We start from the raw sequence: 16,488 nt of genomic DNA, 5'->3' as shown, positions 1-16,488 counted from the left end.
GCCAACTTGGCCCCCCCGAGACTCTGCTCGGCCGCAAGGCCGCCATTGAGCAGCAGGTTCGGGTGGACTCGGCCCTCCACCCCGACTTCCGCGCGCCATGTGCCACGCGGGCGTTCGCTGGCGAAGCGCACGGCGCCCTCGGTCGGCGTGGCGAAGTCGGTGGCGCCGGGGCTACCCAACTGGCGTTGCACGCCCAGCCACGCCGTGGCCGGAACCGCGCTGTGCGCGCGCAGGCTGTGGTTCAGGCGGCCCCCCAGGCGCAACTGGGTGGATTGGCTCGGCGCGAACCGCACGCGCCCGGCATCGTCCGCCCCCTGGCCCAGGGCCAGGCGCTGGTGGATCAGTTGCGCTTGTGGTTGCCAATCCAGATGTTCGGCGAGTTGCAAGCGTTGTCCGGCCTCCAGGGATGCGGCTAGGCCATAGCCACGGGTGTTAAAACGCATACCAGCGCGGGAGCGGCTGGCCAACTGGAAGTGGGTGGCTTGCAGCACCGCGTCAAGGTAGCCTCCCTGGCCATCGCGCCATGTGCCAGTCAGTCCTAGGCTGTAGGCATTGAGGCGATTGCCGCCGGCAGGTGCGCGGCGCTGTTGCGGGTCGATGTGTGCGGCCACGCCATGGCTCGTACCGTACGCCGCGTACCCAGCCAGGCGTGTGCTGTGCGCCCCCTGCGCGATGGCCAGGAAGTCCACGCCGAACTGCGCCGCGCTGAGCGTCGAGCGCTGACCGTTGGCCGTCGACTGCTCACGCTGAACCAAGGTACGTGCCCAACTGCTGTGCTCGCTGTCGAGCACCAGGTCTGCGTGGGCCCCGCGCCGCTGATGCAGGCTGCCCAGCAGCGTCCGTTCATAGCGCAACGCTTGGCCTGGGGCAGCGCTGTACAGGGTGGTTTCCGCCCTGTAATTGGCTGTCCCGTTGGGTAGGGCACTGGACAGCAGGTATTCCTGATGCCTAGAATTTCACTCTAATTCTTTTTTTGGCTGACGCAGCAACTGGCACCAGAACACGCCAACCCTTTTTTTCGTGCAATGTCGATTCGCAGACAACATGCACTCTTTTGCCTACAACTCCACTATCTGAGGATGCCCAACCTGATTCAAGTGGAACGACGCACTGTTCTACTATTATTTTTGGATTGATTCGAACAGCAGTTAACTGTGTTCCCTTCTGCCTTTTTTCTTTCATCAAAAATTCATCTGCAGATCTCTTTATTTCTTGCAAATCTTGGATTGGTGGTGAATTTTTCTCACCAGCAGACGTGGTGCCAGAAATCATGATCCCCACCAAAATAAAGAATATTCTCGTCATTGTCTTTGCACAGTTGATTTACGGCGGTCTCAAATATGAAGTGCAACACCTGAGCCTTAGGTAACGTGCGCGAATGACTTCACCATACACACACTGACAATCAGAAGATTGCCTGGCCTTGGCATCCCTGGTGCGTCTGAGCCTGCGTGCAGCGTTCAGGAGCCTTCATGTGAACACCAGGCGACAGATACCGCTCGGCAACGCGGCACCGTGCAGATGCAACGCACTCAGGTGTACGGCCCCAAGACGTCAAGCAGCATTCTTCAGCCTGCAGCAGGAGAAAGCCCTATGACAATCCGCCCGCATGGTTGCACCCGCACAACGCTGCGCATCCCTCAGAACACCGGCAGGCGAGCGGCCCACATCGGGCTTTGCCCAGGCTCCACAGCGTCAACCCTGCATACAGCCCCCTGACGCCCCTGCGCCGTATAACGTCTTGACACGCTTTTGGGCTGCAAGGTGGCTGCGCACCTCCGAAATCCTTGGAACACTCTGCGCCACGCGCCGAAGAGCGAGGCAGTTCGTTGCCACGCCCCGGCCTCTGCCTGAAAGCCCACAATGCACCCCACACCACAGGCTGCAGCCTCCACGCTGCAGCCGCCCGACCGCGCGCCCGCGGATTCCTTGCCTGCCTGCGCAGAGCCCGGCCACCTCGGCCACGAACCGAAGAGCTCCCTGATTCCTCCCGCCCTGGCCTCCTCCCTTGCGGCCGCGCTGCTGGTGGCCTGCGGGGGCGGTGGGGGCGATTCAGCCCCCGGCACCGGCACTGGCGGCACGGGCGCCGGCCCTGGTGGCGAAACCGGTACGGGCACCACGGCCACCCCCGCCAGCGATGACGAAGCCGCGCGTTTTCTGCTGCAGGCGCAGTTCTCGGCCACCGACGAGGAGATCGCAGCGCTGCGCGCCAAGGGCTACGGCCCCTGGCTGGCCGAGCAGTTCGCGCTGCCCGTGGACACCACGGGCACGGCCTGGCTGATGCAGCGCGGCTACGGCGTGGCAGAGGCCGGCACGCGCTACGACAACGTCTCGTATCCCTCCGACTTCATGCTCTGGAGCCAGCTTTTCACGGAGCGCGACGCCGTGCGCAAGCGTGTGGCATTGGCGCTGTCGGAGATCATGGTGGTCTCCACCACGGGGCTGGAGCAGCCCTGGAGCATCTTCCTGGCCTCCGGCTACTGGGATCTGCTGAACCAGCATGCCTTCGGCAACTTCCGCACGCTGCTGGAGGCCGTTACGCTCAGCCCGGCCATGGGCATCTACCTGAGCACGCGCGGCAACCAGAAGGAAGACGCCCGCAGCGGCCGCCAGCCCGACGAGAACTACGCCCGCGAGGTGATGCAGCTGTTCACCATCGGCCTCTACCGCCTCAACCCCGACGGCACCGAGCAGCGCGACGGCAGCGGCAACCGCATCGACACCTATTCGGCAGCCGATGTGAGCAACCTGGCGCGCGTCTTCACCGGCTACGACTACGACACCAGCAAGAACCAGCCCACCAACCTGAGCGGCAGCACGGTGACGGGGCTGCAGCAGGCGCTGCTGCCCATGGCCTTCAACGCCGCGCGCCATTCCACGCTGGCCGCCACTTTCCTGGGCACCACCGTGGCTGCGGGCACGTCGGGGCCAGCGGCGCTGAAGGCGGCGCTGGATACGCTGTTCAACCACCCCAACGTGGGGCCCTTCATCGGGCGCCAGCTGATCCAGCGCCTGGTCACCAGCAACCCCAGCCCCGCCTATGTGGGGCGCGTGGCCGCCGCCTTCGCCGACAACGGCAGCGGCACGCGTGGCGACCTGCGCGCCGTGATTGCCACCGTGCTGCTGGACCCGGAGGCGCGCGGCGCGGCAGGGCTTGCCAGCCCCCAGTACGGCCGCCTGCGCGAGCCCATGGTGCGCTTCGTGCAGTGGGGCCGCACCTTCGGGCTGCGGTCGGCACGCGGCACCTGGAAGATCGACAACCTGAGCGACCCGGCCACCCGCCTGGGCCAGAGCCCGCTGCGCTCGGGCTCGGTGTTCAACTTCTTCCGCCCGGGCTACGTGCCGCCCTCCACGCCCCTGGCCACGACGGGCCAGGTGGCGCCGGAGTTCCAGATCGTCACCGAGACCAGCGTGAGTGGCTACCTGAACTTCATGCAGAACGTGATCCGCTTCGGCTACTACGTGAACGCGCCAGACCTGCCCCAGGGCGGCAGCAGCGCGGCCAACGGCTTCGATATCACCTGCAGCTATGCCAACCTGCTGCCCCTTGTGGGCGACGCCGCCGCGCTGGTGCGCAAGGTGGCGCTGCTGCTGTCGGCAGGGCAGGTATCGGCCGCCACGCAGGCGCGCATCGTGGCAGCGCTCAATGCCACGCCGGTGACGGCCACCAGCAACACCGCCACCCAGCTCAACCGCGTGGCAGCCGCCGTGCTGCTGGTGATGGCCAGCCCCGAATATCTGGTGCAGAAGTGACCGAACAAGTGACCGAACGTCTGCAAAGCAAAGCGACATCTCCATGAATTTCATCGACCCCGCCCGCCACACGCGCCGCGCATTCCTGCGCCGCAGCACGCAACTGGCCGCCGCCGGTACCGCCCTGCCCTTCGCCCTGAATCTTGCCGCGCTGGGCGAGGCCGCCGCTTTCGAGGCGAACGACTACAAGGCGCTGGTCTGCGTCTTCCTCTATGGCGGCTGCGACTACGCCAACACCGTCGTGCCCTACGACAGCACCCGCTACGGGCAGTACTCCGCCATCCGCGGCGGCAATAGCGATGGCACGGCCGGTGGCATTGCCCTGGCCCGCGCCGCGCTGGGCAATACACTGCTGCAGCCCCGCACGGCGCTGGCCGGTGGCATGCAGTACGCGCTGCACCCATCCATGACGGGCCTGGCCGGCCTCTTCAACGCGGGCCGCGCTGCGGTGCAACTGAACGTCGGCCCGCTGCTGGTGCCGCTCACGCGGGCCCAATATGCCACCGGCGACCGGCGCAGCTACCCGCTGCCGCCCAAGCTTTTCTCGCACAACGACCAGCAGTCGGTGTGGCAGTCGCAGGGCGCAGAAGGCTCCACCCTGGGCTGGGGCGGCAACCTGGGCGACCTGGCGCTGTCGTCCAACGCCACGTCGCTCTTCACCTGTATCTCGGCCACGGGCAACGCCGTGTTTCTCTCGGGCGACCAGGCGCTGCAGTACCAGATCAGCCCGGGCGGCGCCGTGCCCATCAACGCCGTCAAGGGCACCAGCGTCTATGGATCGACCGCCGTGCGCGGCCTGTTGAGCGAGCTGGTGCAGACGGCCGGCAGCCACGCGATGGAGGCCGAGTACGCCCGCGTCACGCAGCGCTCCATCAGTGCCGAGGGGCAGATCTCTTCAGCCCTCTCCAGCGCCAGCCTGTCCACCGCCTTCCCTGCCAACAACCCGCTGGCCGACCAGCTCAAGGTGGTGGCCCGGCTCATCGCCGGACGCAACGCGCTGGGCACGCGCCGGCAGGTGTTCTTCGTCTCGCTGGGCGGGTTCGACCTGCACGACAACCTGATCGCCAACCAGCCGCAGCTGCTCGACAAGGTGAGCAGCGCCATGACGGCCTTCTACAACGCCACGGCCGAACTCGGCGTGGCCGACAAGGTCACGGCCTTCACCGCGTCGGACTTCGGCCGCACGCTGACGTCCAACGGCGACGGCTCGGACCATGGCTGGGGCAGCCACCACTTCGTGGTGGGCGGCGCGGTGCGTGGCGCGTCCTTCTATGGCGCGCCGCCGCCCATCAGCGTGGGAAACGGCAGCGGCAGCGAGGACCAGTGGCATGTCGGCCAGGGGCGCCTGTTGCCCAGCACTGCCGTGGACCAGTACGCCGCCACCCTGGCGCGCTGGTTCGGCGTGGCGAATACCGAGCTGGCGGGGGTGCTGCCGCACATCGGCAACTTCGGCGGCTCGGCGTATCCCATCGATCTGGGGTTCATGGGCTGAAGCCGTGCGCGCCGGGCCTGCACGGCCGATTCGAGTCAGCCTCTGGGTGGCCCTGAGGGCGCCTTTGACAATTCCGAATTTTCAGGGATCGGGATTGCGAAGACGATGGGGCCACTCAATTCAAGTGGAGACAAAAATGCGATTCGAATTCCGCCCAATTGCCACACCAATTGCCACCCCAATTGCCACGCTGGCCCGGCATGCACGGCATGGCTTGTTCATCGCAGCGGCCCTGTCCGGCGCGCTGGCGCAGGCGGCACCGCTGCCGTTGGACATGGCCACCACTTCCGAGCAGCGGTTTCAACTGGCCCTGGAGGCCCAGACTGCGGGTGACTACGCTTCCATGCTCGCGTTGCTGCGCCAGGCGGCCCGGGATGGCGAGCCACAAGCCCAGGAAACACTGGCATGGATTCTTCTGGCAGGTCCAACCCTGTATGGCACCGCGGTGAAAGCGGATCGCTGCGAAGCAGTGCACTGGCTGCGGCAAGCCGTGGCAAAAGGGAATCAAACGGCCAAAAGCCAGCTGGATTTCCTGAACCGCCTGCGCAATGCGCCGAGTGGCAAGATGGCGTGCACATCCGAGTGGGAAGGGTGATAGGCACAACATCCTTTTCGGATCGCAGCGCCATCCTCAAGAATGCGCTGCGGGTGCAACGCCACTGGTACCACGCCTGGAGCCCTGACCACCGCACCACGGACTTGTGCCCCTCCTCGCCCTGCCCTCAACCCGTATTCACCTCGCCCTCACCCAGCATTCACCAGCGCCTTCGCAAACGCCCCTTCACCCGCCACAGTCAATACCAGTTTTTGTGTCGCCCGCGTCGCAGCCACATAGAACAGTTTGGCCTCGTCCGCCGCATCTTCGCCTTCGCGCGGCATCTGCCCCACTCCTGCAACGGCCACGACTGGGAACTCCAATCCCTTGCTGGCGTGCATTGTCATCACTTTGATGGTGTCGGCCAGTGGATCGAAGTCACCTGACCGATGACGCACGCGATGCGGCAGTTTTCGGCGGCCAAGTGCCATGGCGCACTGGTTCATGGAGTCGTGATCACGGCACAGGATGGCCATGTCACCCCAGGCGTGGCCTTCCTGATGCGCCGCAGCCAGCAGCTCGGCGATCTTGGCGGGCTCGTCCCGCAAGCTCGGCAGGCGCACGATCAGCGGCTCCTGCCCTTCGCGGCCGCAGCTGATGGGTTGCACCAGCGGCACACCGTCATCATCCTGGGCATTGGGTTGCAGGAACTCGGCGGCGACGCGGTTGGCGATTTGCAGAATCTGCCTGGTGTTGCGGTAGTTGATCTTGAGAATGGTCGTGCGCCCAGAGGCCTGGATTCCCACGCTTTTGAAGCTGAAGCCACGCGCCTTGCTCTTGCCATAGATGTTCTGGGCGCTGTCGTACAGGATCAACAGGCTGTTGGTCTCAGGGTCGACCATCTGGGTGACGAGCTTGAGCCATTCAGGCTGAAAGTCGTGCCCCTCGTCGACCATCACGGCCTGGTATTGCCCGGACGGAATCTGTTGCCGGTCCACGCCGCGAATCACAAACTCCACCATCTGATCAAACATGCCCGGGCCCTGAGCGGGTAGCGTCTGGCCATAGGCCACCAACTGCTGGCGGCACCATTTGTGGAAGTTGCGGGCATGCACCCGATCGGCCAGGCCCTTGGCCGCGAACCAGGCATTGAGCTTCACGGCCAAGGGCTCGTTGTAGCAGAGCACGAGGATGGGCTTGGTCGAAGCGGTCTTGGCCAGGTGTTCCGCACGATAGCCAAGAATCATGGTCTTGCCTGAGCCGGCAACTCCGTGGATCACGCGATGCCCATCGCCCAGGCTGCGCGCAAGTTGCTCCTGCTGCAAGTCCATGACGCGCATGATGTCCGGCAGCTCGTCCGCGTCTTCCGGCAGAAGGCTGCCTTGCACCGGAACACGCACCTGCGGGAACATGATCCACCGCGTGCGCTCGAGCTGCGGCACCGACATGGCTTTGCCGAAAGCGTGGGGGAACATGTTCCACAGGCGCTGCTGAAAAGCCTCCGCATCAACGGATTCCAGCATCTCGTCCTTGCAGATGACCAGATGCGCATCAATCGTCTGGTCCAGTGCAGATTCCTCAAACTGCTTGCGCGTGATGTTGGTGAACACCACGCCGCTGCCCCAGGGAAATGCCAGCTTTCCCTGATGAGGGCCTTCGCCGTGAATGAGTTGCTGATCCCGCTCCAGCGCATTGACCACTTGAATGGCGCAGTGTCGCGCCTGGGCTGCCGGATTGATGACGACCTTGGGTCTTCCATCCACGATGAGCGTCCAGGCCTGTTTGGTCGCCTCTTGAACCGTCTCGAGCCGCCAATCCTTGGTCTCAAGAATCAAAACGCCCCTGCGTGGATGAATGACGACAAAGTCAGGATGCGTCTGCTTGGGGCCAATGGGCACGTCATACCAAAGCATGTAATCGTCTTCGAGCTTTTGCTCCAACCGCTCGGCCAGCCGTCGCTCGCCAGGCGTCATGCGCCCAACGCACGCGCCCATCGCAGGAATCAGTACCGCCACTTTCTTCTCCTCTACAGAGCGGCTGAGGATACCGCACGCACTATCTCTTCAGGAATTCGATGACTGGCCAATCCCAAGCCATCGAAAATCCGGAATTGAATTCTGAACGGCTCTCTGTTGAATTTCCTCGACTCACGCGGAAACCAGGATGGAATTTGAAGGCGCTTCTGAAATGACCAAGCAGAGGAGGATTTGATTGTGAAAGTGCTTGGCTCGGACGTATGCCTGCCATCTACGCACTCGACGACTACCGCTTTGGGGAATGCCGTAAGACTGCTGGAGGTCGAAAGGTCCAGCCATTGCGGCAACCCCGCACTTTCGCCGCAACGGCGGCGCTGCTCCGTGCAGGTGCCATAGGAGGCGACATCAGCGTTGCGGCCCGTCGCAGCGCCTTCGCGCTGGACGAACCGCCCTGGATCGCCTTGGCCCCGTTGTCTTGCCTATGCCAAGCAGTCGCAGTCGTTCAGGGAGCGCCGTATTCGCTCAGTTTCTTGCTGAACTTAAAGGTCCAAAGTCGCTGCGTGCGATCGTTGACGTCATTGGTGGTAAAGCGAAGGCTCGCCGCGCCCTTGGCGCATTGGCCGTCGTTCACGATCTTGCCGTCGGCCTCCACCATGCATTTGGTGACGTTCGAGCCTTCGATTTCCTTGCCGCTGGCGTCCAGCACGGCCAGCGAAACACCGAAGTCGGTGTCGTTGGTCAGCGCCAGCGTGTAGTCATCGACCAGCGCCAGGCCTTCGGCCTTCTCGGCCACCCAGCCGGTGGCGTTCAGGTTGAAGAGCCGGGTCTTCTTGAGCGTCACGACCTTGGAATAGTCCGAGCCATTGACCGGCTTGCCAGTCAGGCTGCTCTTTTCCAGGTCGGAGCCCAGCGCGGTGATGTCGGTGGCGTTGGCCGGAAACTCGATCAGAACCAGGTCGTTGAAGACTTTCTTGTTCTTGCCCGTGCCTTGCTCGATGGCGATGAATTTCCCCTTGCCCAGTGAGACCACATCACCCAGCTTGGCATTGCCGGTCTTGCCTTGGTTGTACCAGCGGCTGTCCACGGGCAAGGCAAACAGGCGGGTTTTCTCGGTGGTCGGGTCAAACTCCACCCAACGCACAAAGCGAGCGTAGTCGCGCACGTTCTCCGATTTGCCAGTGGCGTCGGCAACGGCAGCGGTGGTGTAGTCGGCCTTGCCGTCGTCCAGGGGGCTTTGCAGGAAGCCGTGCAGCTTGCCGCTGGCCGCATCGATGCTCAGCCCCTCCATGCCACGGTTGGCGCGGCGCTTGGCGAGAATGGCCGGCAGATCGGCCGCGCCGGTGCCGGGCCCGTATTTCTTCTGGATGATGCCGGTCGCCGGGTCGATCTTCACGATGAAGGGTCCGTATTCGTCGGACACCCACAGCGCATTGCGTGCGGCATCCACCACCACGGATTCTGTGTCCAGGCCGAATTCGCTGTAGCCCTTGGCCTTGCCGGGATAGGTGAAGGAGTCGTCCAGGACTTGCTCGCCCGTGTTGCCTGTGAGGCCCCGTGGCTGCACGCGGCCGTTGGCGTTCTGTGTGGCGCTGAATCTGAGCGGCAGGGTGGAGACGAGCCTGGCTCCGTCTTTTCCGAGGGCGATCACGCCGATGGACGGAGTGAAGTTGGGCGAGGGAAACACCGTGGAACTGGCAAAGCCCGCGGGATTGGAGCCGTCGGTGATCTGTGTGACCGGGCCGGTGGTCGCGTTCGGGCCGCGATCGGTGATGGCGTAGAACTCCAGCGTGCCGTCGGCACGCCTGCCCTTCAAGGCCAGGCCCGAACCGTAGGCTGGCAGAAAGCCCTTGGGGAAATCGGCCTTGGTGGCGGGGTGTTGGCCTTCGTAGGGGAAATAGAACCTGTCGTCGAACTGGACGTCCTGGCGCGTGACGGTGGCACGGATGCTGCCGACGCCGGTGGTCTGCGCCACCGTCTCGGAGCCGGCGACCTGGAGCGGGCGGGTGTCGGCGCAGGCGCTCAGCAAGGCAGCCGCGGCGGCGATCACTGCCATCAGGCAGGAAGAAGAATTGGGGGGGCGCATGGCGAGTAGGTCTTGAGAAGAAGAGGCAAGCCTGATAGGCAGATCGGCAGATCGGCAGGCCCTGCGTGGCAAGGGCCTGCCCAAGCTTGAAGGCTTCGTTTCTGGAAAAGGCGCTGTACCGCTCAGAACGAGTGGCTGATGCCCAGATCCACACCGGTCGAGCCGGCGTTGGCCACACCCGCAGGGCCGCCGATCAGGCCGACGCTGGCGCCGTTCTTGTTGTTGACACGCGCCAGCCCTGCGTACAGAGAGGTGCGCTTGGAGAAGTCGTAGACATATCCGATCGAATACTTGTCGGCCTTGCCGCCGCTGCGCGTGAGGGCAGAGGCGTTGCCGCTGAACTTGGCGCTGGCGTACTTGACGCGCAAGCTGCCTGGCCCCATGGGGATGGTCGCGCCCAGGTAGAAGCCGTCCACCTTCCCGGAGGTTGCGCCGTTGACGGGCTCCCACTTCAGGCTGTTGTATCCGCCATTGAGCAGGAAACTGCCGAAGTTGTACGAGGCGCCCAGCACCAGGTCTTCCAGATCGCTGGTTGCAGCGATGGCGCTGGGCGAAGCCACGGCCGCGGTACCGTCGATCCGGCCGTAGCCGATACCCACGTTCAGCGGGCCCGAGCGATAGCCCAGGTTGCCGCCTATGTACCTGCGGGCCTTGCTTGCGCCAGAGCCGGAGGCGTTCTCGTCGCCAAAGGAAACCGAGAATTGGCCATAGATACCGCCCAGGTCGCTCGGCAGGAAGTAGCCCACGGCGTTGCTGATGCGCGTGCGGTCGACCACGCCGCTTTGGCTGGCGGCGTTGTAGGCAGTCTGGCGGATCGTCTGGAACAGATTGGCCTGCACACCGGTGGTGGTGTCGGGGCCCGCGAAAGCGGTGAAGATGTTGTAGCTGGGGGTGTAGTCGCGACCCAGCCGGATTTCACCCCAGGAATTGTTGCTCAGCCCGATCGTGGAGCGGCGCTCGAAGCCAAGGGAGCCGCTGCTGCCGCCAGAGCCGACATCGGGGTTGAGGCCGCCTTCAAGCCAGAGCTGAGCTCGGTTGCCGCCGCCGAGGTCCTCCGTGCCGCGCAAGCCAAGCAAGCTGGTCTTGCCTTGGCTGGAGTTCAGTGCATTGAGCCTGTTGCTGCCGGACTTGGCAATGGTGACACCGACGTCCACCACACCAAAAATGGTGACGGAAGATTGTGCCAGGGCCAAGCTGGAAGAAGAGGCGAAGAATGTGCCCATCGCGAGTCCCAGAATGCGCGAGCACGTTTTTTGATTTTTCATTGGCGAGATACGAACTGAACTTATTAATGAGAATGACGGTAGCCTCCTGCCACCGCTGCGGGAACTCTAGGCAACACATAAGTATTCTTCGTGACAGCTGTGCCGTGTGACATGAAAGTCACAGCAGCGGCGGTGCCTGCGGCACGTTTCCTGCAGGGAAGCCCTATCGCCGCCACCCTTCAGCCATGGCCCGCACGACGGGGCAGATCATTCATTGCCGATTTGTTTGATTCATATTCGAGAAATTGGCGGAAATATGCATCCTTTTGCCATTTTCTCAATAAGTTTCTCGACTTCCATATTTTCAATGGCACATTTCGAGCGTTCGTCGATCGATTCATCGGTCATTGGGGACCCAAATTCAGCCCATTGCACAGCCAGTTCAACCCCATAGTCCCTGGGAGGGCGAAGTCCCACAAGAATTGCCGCACCGAGGACTGCGCCTCAACATCGGTCGCACCAGCAGTCACAGCTATGATCCCCAGGCAGCATCGCCGTCCCCGCCAGCGGCGAGCTGCCCCCTCTCCTCCACCCAACGCCCCGCCCCATCCCCTCATGATCCAAGAGTCCGAAGAGATTGCCCTGCTTCGCGAGGAAAACGCCAGGCTGCGGGCGCAGCTGGCGATTGCCACGGCGGGCCATGCCAGCGCCGTACAGGGCGCGGGCGCCAGCGATCAGGACCCTTTCGATGCGCAGGTCGCGGACCAGAAGACGCTGTTCTCGGATTTCATCGAGCATCTGCCGATAGGCCTGTGCCTGGTGGGCAAGGGTGGCAAGGTGCTGATGTCCAACCCGGCCTACCGCCATTTCCTGCCAGACACCCCCATCCCTTCGCTGCTGTCGGCCGAGGAAGACCGCGGGCGCTGGCGCAGTTGGGACAAGGACGGCAAGCCCGTTCCCCGCGACCAGTTTGTGGCCGCCCGCGCGTTCCGCGGGGAGCTGGTGGTGCCGGGCGTTGACTGTGTCTATGACACGCCCCAGGGGCTCGAGGTATGGACGCGCGTTTTCGGGGTGCCGCTGCGCAATGCGGACAAGGAAGTCGTGGCCACGGCCATCGCCATTTTGGACATCGATGCGGAACGGCGGGCGCTGGACATGTTGCGCCAGAGCGAGGAAAGGCTGGATGCGCTGGTGCGCTCCTCCTCGGAGGTGCGCTACTCCATCAGTGCGGACTGGAGCGAGCTGCACCAGCTGGCAGGCGGCGGGTTCATCCCCGACACGCAGGCGTCCAACACGAACTGGCTGGAAGACTACATCCCCCCGGAGGACCGCGACCTGGTGCGCGCGGAGATCGCGCGGGCCATCCGCACGAAGACGGACTACGTGATCGAGCACCGGGTGAACCAAGTCGATGGCAGCGTGGGCTGGGCGTTCTCGCGCGCCGTGCCGCTGTTCGATGCCGCAGGCGCCATCACCGGCTGGCTGGGAGCGGCCTCCGACATCACCGAGCGCAAGCAGGCCCAGGCCGCGCTGGAGCGCTTGAATGCCACGCTGGAGGAACAGGTGGCAGAGCGCACGGCCGACCGCAACGCGCTGTGGCAGTTGTCTTCCGACATCATGATGCGCTGCACGTTCGAGGGCATCATCACTGCGGTCAACCCGGCCTGGACCGAGGTATTGGGCTGGCGTGAAGACGAGCTGCTGGGCACCACGCTTTTTCATCTCATCCATCCGGAGGATCTGGCGCGCACCATCCAGGACACGCAGGAGCTGGCCACAGGCATGGCGCATGCCCGGTTCGACAACCGGTACCGCCATCGGGACGGGAGCTACCGCTGGATCTCCTGGTCCACCCGTTCGGCGGCAGGCCGCATCAATGCGGTGGGCCGCGACATCACCTCCGAAATGGCCAAGGCCGAAGCGCTGGCCAAGGTGCAGGAGCAACTGCGCCAGTCGCAGAAGATGGAGGCCGTGGGCCAGCTGACGGGTGGCCTTGCGCACGACTTCAACAACCTGCTGGCGGCCGTCATGGGCAATCTGGAGCTGCTGCAGCGGATGCTGGCGCGCGGCCAGGTGGACAACCTCACACGCTTCATCCATGGAGCGCAGGGGGCGGTGCGGCGCGCCGCCACGCTCACGCAGCGGCTGCTTGCGTTCTCGCGCCGGCAGATCCTGGACTCCAAGCCCACCGATATGGCCGCGCTCCTGGCCGATTGGGAGGACCTGCTGCGCAGGACGGTGGGCGCCAGCGTGGACATCGACATCGTGCCGGCAGCCCATCTCTGGCACGCGCAAATCGATGGAACGCAGCTGGAGAACGCCATCCTGAACCTGTGCATCAACGCCCGCGATGCCATGCCCGAAGGCGGCCGGCTGACCATCAGGACAGCCAATATCGAGCTTGAAGAGGCGGCAGCCCGGGAGTGGGACCTTCCGCCGGGCAGCTATGTGTCGCTGTGCGTCACCGATACGGGCACCGGCATGTCGGAGCAGACCATTGCGCGCGCCTTCGAGCCGTTCTACACCACCAAGCCGGTGGGCCATGGAACAGGGTTGGGGCTGTCGATGATCTACGGCTTCGCGCGGCAATCGGGAGGAGCGGTCAGGATCTTCTCCCAGCCGGGCCAGGGCACCACGGTCTGCCTGTATCTGCCCAGGTGCGACGCCGCGCCCGTTGCAGAACGCGCGGTCGATGCGGCACGGCAGGTAGTCGTTCCTGCCCAAAGGACCTTGCTGGTCGTGGATGACGAAGCCCCGATCCGCCATCTCATCGACGAGGCGCTTGTCGACCTGGGCTACACGGTGCTTGCCGTGGCCGATGCAGCCGCCGCGCTGCAGGTGCTGCGTGCCGGAACCCGGGTGGACATGCTGATCACGGACATGCGGCTGCGCGGCGGAATGAACGGCAAGCAGCTTGCCGACGAGGCACGCCTGGCCCGTTCCGACCTGCCGGTGCTCTTCATCACCGGGTTCACCGAGGCATCGCCCCTCAGCCAGGAAAACCTGCACCCCGGGACGCAGCTTCTGACCAAGCCGTTCACATTGGAGGCGCTGGCGCTCAAGGTGGCGGAGATTCTGGGCAGTACCGACGCTGTGCCATCGGACTGACTTGTGCGGCTGGCGCTGGCGAAATGGGGCCTGTAGAGTCCGGGCGCCTGTCTCTCAGCGCGAGCCCTGTCCTGCCATAACCCTCACCCTCTCAATAAACGCCTGCAGCACCGCCGCAGGCTGGTCCGCCCGCCAGGCCATAACGGCGGGCGTCATGGCCTGCTGCGGACCGCGCAGGGGCACGAACACCACGCCGTTCATGCCCACGCGCTGCATGCAGCTGGGCACCAGGGCCACGCCCTGCTCTGCCGAGACCAGGGCCATGACGGTGAGCCACTGGCGCGCGGCGTGGCGTGTGTGGGGGTGGATGCCGGCCTGCTGCAGGCAGGCGATGACGTTGTCGTAGTTGGCCGGGGCCACTTCGCGGGCGAACATGACGAAGGTGTCGCGGGCCAGTTCGCGCAGGTCGATGTCGGGCTGCTGCGCCAGCACATGCGTGGCGGGCAGGCAGCAGACAAAGGGTTCCTCGCCGATCGACAGGGTCTGCAGGCCGTCTGGCGGGGTGCCTATGTTGAGAAAGCCGCAGTCGATCTGGCCGCTGGCAATGGCCTGCAGTTGCTCGCGCGTGGACATTTCGTGCAGGCAGACTTCGACCAGGGGGCGCTCTGCGCGGAAGGCGCGGCAGAAGTCGGGCACCTGGCGGTAGACCATGGAGCCGGTGATGCCCACGTCCAGCCGGCCCTGCATGCCTTCGGCCACGCCACGCACCACGTCGGCCGCGTGCTGCAGCTGGGCGAGCACCTTGCGTGCCTCGACCAGAAAGGCCTCGCCCGCAGGGGTGAGGCGCACGTTCTTGGCGTCGCGGTCCATGAGGCTGGCGCCCAGGTCCTGCTCCAGGGTCTTGAGCGCCATGCTCAGCGGCGGCTGGGTGATGCACAGCCGCTGGGCCGCGCGGCCGAAATGGCGTTCCTCGGCCAGGGCGACGAAATAGCGCAGCAGATGGGTCTTCATGAGAGGCGGCGGATGGGGAGCTAGCGAGATGGCATCTTGCACCATGGCTACCTCTGAAATACAGATTGATAAATCATGGGACTTCAGATGGTTCGCAGCCACAAAACCCGCGCACCTCAACTTTGAGACACCGAGGAAGGGCCGCCCCGCACCGAGGGTGTCGTCCCCCTCCGCGCAGCGAGAAGGGGGAAGGCGCGAAACGACTCAGGGGGTCAATACGATTTAGGCAAGCCCAATACCTTTTCGGCGATGAAGCACATGATGAGTTGCGGGCTGACGGGCGCCAGGCGGGGGATCCAGGATTCGCGCATGTAGCGCTCCACGTGGTATTCCTTGGCGTAGCCCATGCCGCCGTGCGTGAAGATGGCGGTTTCGCAGGCCTTGGCGCAGGCTTCGGCTGCCAGGTACTTGGCGGCGTTGGCCTCGGCGCCGCAGGGCAGGCCCCTGTCGTAGAGGAAGGCGGCCTTTTGCACCATGAGGTGGGCCGCCTCAAGCCCCATCCAGGCCTGGGCCAGCGGGTGCTGTATGCCCTGGTTCTGGCCGATGGGGCGGTCGAAGACCACGCGCTCCTTGGCGTACTGGGTGGCGCGCGCCAGGGCAGCGCGGCCCAGGCCCACGGCCTCGGCGGCGATGAGGATGCGCTCGGGGTTGAGGCCGTGCAGGATGTACGAAAAGCCCTTGCCCTCTTCGCCGATGCGGTCCTCGGCGGGGATGCGCAGGCCGTCGATGAACAGCTGGTTGGTGTCCACGCATTTGCGGCCCAGCTTGTCGATCTCGCGCACTTCGATGCGTTCGCGGTCCAGGTCGGTGTAGAACAGGCTCAGGCCTTCCGTGCCCTTGCACTCTTCCACGGGCTTGGTGCGTACCAGCAGCAGGATCTTGTTGGCGACCTGGGCGGTGGAGATGAAGACTTTCTGGCCATGAACCACGTAGACGTCGCCATCGCGCACGGCGCGGGTCTGCAGCTTGAGGGTGTTGAGGCCCGCATTGGGCTCGGTGACGCCGAAGCAGGCCTTGTCCGTGCCCGCGATCAGCGGGGGCAGCCAGCGGCGCTTTTGCTCGTCCGTGCCGAAGACGACGACGGGGTGCAGGCCGAAGATGTTCATGTGCACGGCCGAGGCGCCCGACAGGCCCGCGCCCGTGGCCGAGATGGTGTGCATCATGAGCGCTGCCTCGCTGATGCCCAGGCCTGCGCCGCCGAACTCTTCAGGCATGGCAATGCCCAGCCAGCCCGCGTCGGCCAGGGCCTTGTGGAAGTCGTGCGGGAAGCCGCCTTCATGGTCCTTGCGCAGCCAGTAGTCGGCATCGAAGGGTGCGCAGGCGCGCTCGACGGCGTCGCGTATCTGTTCCTGTTCTTCGTTCCACAGAAAGTCCATGGTGTGTTC

At 64.6% G+C, this 16,488-nt stretch carries 10 protein-coding genes and 1 pseudogene; 4 read left to right on the top strand and 7 right to left on the bottom strand.

Features of this window, described 5'->3' with window-relative positions:
• Positions 1-35: 35 nt before the first annotated feature.
• Positions 36-932 (bottom strand): annotated as a pseudogene (locus HFGMBDPB_RS16305) (autotransporter outer membrane beta-barrel domain-containing protein); the annotation flags it as partial.
• 16 nt (positions 933-948) lie between these two features.
• The gene (locus tag HFGMBDPB_RS16300; RefSeq protein WP_212645789.1) at positions 949-1,305 is read right to left on the bottom strand and encodes a hypothetical protein; all 357 of its coding nucleotides are present in this window, start codon (positions 1,303-1,305) and stop codon (positions 949-951) included.
• A 558-nt stretch (positions 1,306-1,863) separates the two neighbouring features.
• Between HFGMBDPB_RS16300 and HFGMBDPB_RS16295 the strand changes: the two genes are divergently transcribed.
• From HFGMBDPB_RS16295 to HFGMBDPB_RS16285, 3 genes are all read left to right on the top strand, one after another.
• The gene (locus tag HFGMBDPB_RS16295) at positions 1,864-3,753 is read left to right on the top strand and encodes a DUF1800 domain-containing protein (RefSeq protein ID WP_212645788.1); all 1,890 of its coding nucleotides are present in this window, start codon (positions 1,864-1,866) and stop codon (positions 3,751-3,753) included.
• Between the two features lie 43 nt (positions 3,754-3,796).
• Entirely contained in the window at positions 3,797-5,245 is a 1,449-nt protein-coding gene (locus tag HFGMBDPB_RS16290; RefSeq protein WP_212645787.1) for a DUF1501 domain-containing protein, read from the top strand.
• A 136-nt stretch (positions 5,246-5,381) separates the two neighbouring features.
• Positions 5,382-5,840, top strand: coding sequence for an SEL1-like repeat protein (locus HFGMBDPB_RS16285; protein WP_016454741.1), 459 nt, complete (start codon positions 5,382-5,384; stop codon positions 5,838-5,840).
• A 149-nt stretch (positions 5,841-5,989) separates the two neighbouring features.
• Here HFGMBDPB_RS16285 and HFGMBDPB_RS16280 read toward each other — a convergent pair whose 3' ends face one another.
• The 3 genes from HFGMBDPB_RS16280 to HFGMBDPB_RS16270 all read right to left on the bottom strand — a co-directional run bounded on the left by HFGMBDPB_RS16280 (position 5,990) and on the right by HFGMBDPB_RS16270 (position 11,062).
• Positions 5,990-7,753 carry a DEAD/DEAH box helicase gene (locus HFGMBDPB_RS16280; RefSeq protein WP_046988226.1) on the bottom strand — a complete coding sequence of 588 codons (1,764 nt, stop codon included), beginning with the start codon at positions 7,751-7,753 and terminating at the stop codon, positions 5,990-5,992.
• Positions 7,754-8,258: 505 nt separating this feature from the next.
• On the bottom strand, positions 8,259-9,839 hold the full coding sequence (locus HFGMBDPB_RS16275; protein WP_212645786.1) for an esterase-like activity of phytase family protein: 1,581 nt from the start codon (positions 9,837-9,839) through the stop codon (positions 8,259-8,261).
• Positions 9,840-9,961: 122 nt separating this feature from the next.
• On the bottom strand, positions 9,962-11,062 hold the full coding sequence (locus HFGMBDPB_RS16270; protein WP_212645899.1) for a porin: 1,101 nt from the start codon (positions 11,060-11,062) through the stop codon (positions 9,962-9,964).
• Positions 11,063-11,659: 597 nt separating this feature from the next.
• Between HFGMBDPB_RS16270 and HFGMBDPB_RS16265 the strand changes: the two genes are divergently transcribed.
• A complete protein-coding gene (locus HFGMBDPB_RS16265; protein ID WP_212645785.1) occupies positions 11,660-14,152 on the top strand; it encodes a hybrid sensor histidine kinase/response regulator in 2,493 nt (830 codons plus the stop codon).
• A 54-nt stretch (positions 14,153-14,206) separates the two neighbouring features.
• Here HFGMBDPB_RS16265 and HFGMBDPB_RS16260 read toward each other — a convergent pair whose 3' ends face one another.
• Together HFGMBDPB_RS16260 and HFGMBDPB_RS16255 are read right to left on the bottom strand one after the other, a co-directional pair.
• Complete coding sequence (locus HFGMBDPB_RS16260; protein WP_212645784.1) at positions 14,207-15,148, bottom strand: LysR family transcriptional regulator; 942 nt, start codon at positions 15,146-15,148, stop codon at positions 14,207-14,209.
• Between the two features lie 167 nt (positions 15,149-15,315).
• Positions 15,316-16,479 (bottom strand): acyl-CoA dehydrogenase family protein, encoded by a 1,164-nt coding sequence (locus tag HFGMBDPB_RS16255; protein WP_012205503.1) that lies wholly within the window; start codon positions 16,477-16,479, stop codon positions 15,316-15,318.
• Positions 16,480-16,488 lie beyond the last annotated feature (9 nt).

It is taken from the genome of Delftia sp. PE138, from assembly GCF_018320755.1.
Taxonomy (GTDB): Bacteria; Pseudomonadota; Gammaproteobacteria; order Burkholderiales; family Burkholderiaceae_C; genus Comamonas; species Comamonas tsuruhatensis.
This window is presented reverse-complemented; position numbering and strand designations above follow the sequence as displayed.

Excerpts from the sequence above, each read along its gene's own strand:
- HFGMBDPB_RS16300 (WP_212645789.1), bottom strand. The coding sequence starts at position 1,305 with ATGACGAGAATATTCTTTATTTTGGTGGGGATCATGATTTCTGGCACC.
- HFGMBDPB_RS16295 (WP_212645788.1), top strand. The coding sequence starts at position 1,864 with ATGCACCCCACACCACAGGCTGCAGCCTCCACGCTGCAGCCGCCCGAC.
- HFGMBDPB_RS16290 (WP_212645787.1), top strand. The coding sequence starts at position 3,797 with ATGAATTTCATCGACCCCGCCCGCCACACGCGCCGCGCATTCCTGCGC.
- HFGMBDPB_RS16285 (WP_016454741.1), top strand. The coding sequence starts at position 5,382 with ATGCGATTCGAATTCCGCCCAATTGCCACACCAATTGCCACCCCAATT.
- HFGMBDPB_RS16280 (WP_046988226.1), bottom strand. The coding sequence starts at position 7,753 with ATGACGCCTGGCGAGCGACGGCTGGCCGAGCGGTTGGAGCAAAAGCTC.
- HFGMBDPB_RS16275 (WP_212645786.1), bottom strand. The coding sequence starts at position 9,839 with ATGCGCCCCCCCAATTCTTCTTCCTGCCTGATGGCAGTGATCGCCGCC.
- HFGMBDPB_RS16270 (WP_212645899.1), bottom strand. The coding sequence starts at position 11,062 with ATGGGCACATTCTTCGCCTCTTCTTCCAGCTTGGCCCTGGCACAATCT.
- HFGMBDPB_RS16265 (WP_212645785.1), top strand. The coding sequence starts at position 11,660 with ATGATCCAAGAGTCCGAAGAGATTGCCCTGCTTCGCGAGGAAAACGCC.
- HFGMBDPB_RS16260 (WP_212645784.1), bottom strand. The coding sequence starts at position 15,148 with ATGGTGCAAGATGCCATCTCGCTAGCTCCCCATCCGCCGCCTCTCATG.
- HFGMBDPB_RS16255 (WP_012205503.1), bottom strand. The coding sequence starts at position 16,479 with ATGGACTTTCTGTGGAACGAAGAACAGGAACAGATACGCGACGCCGTC.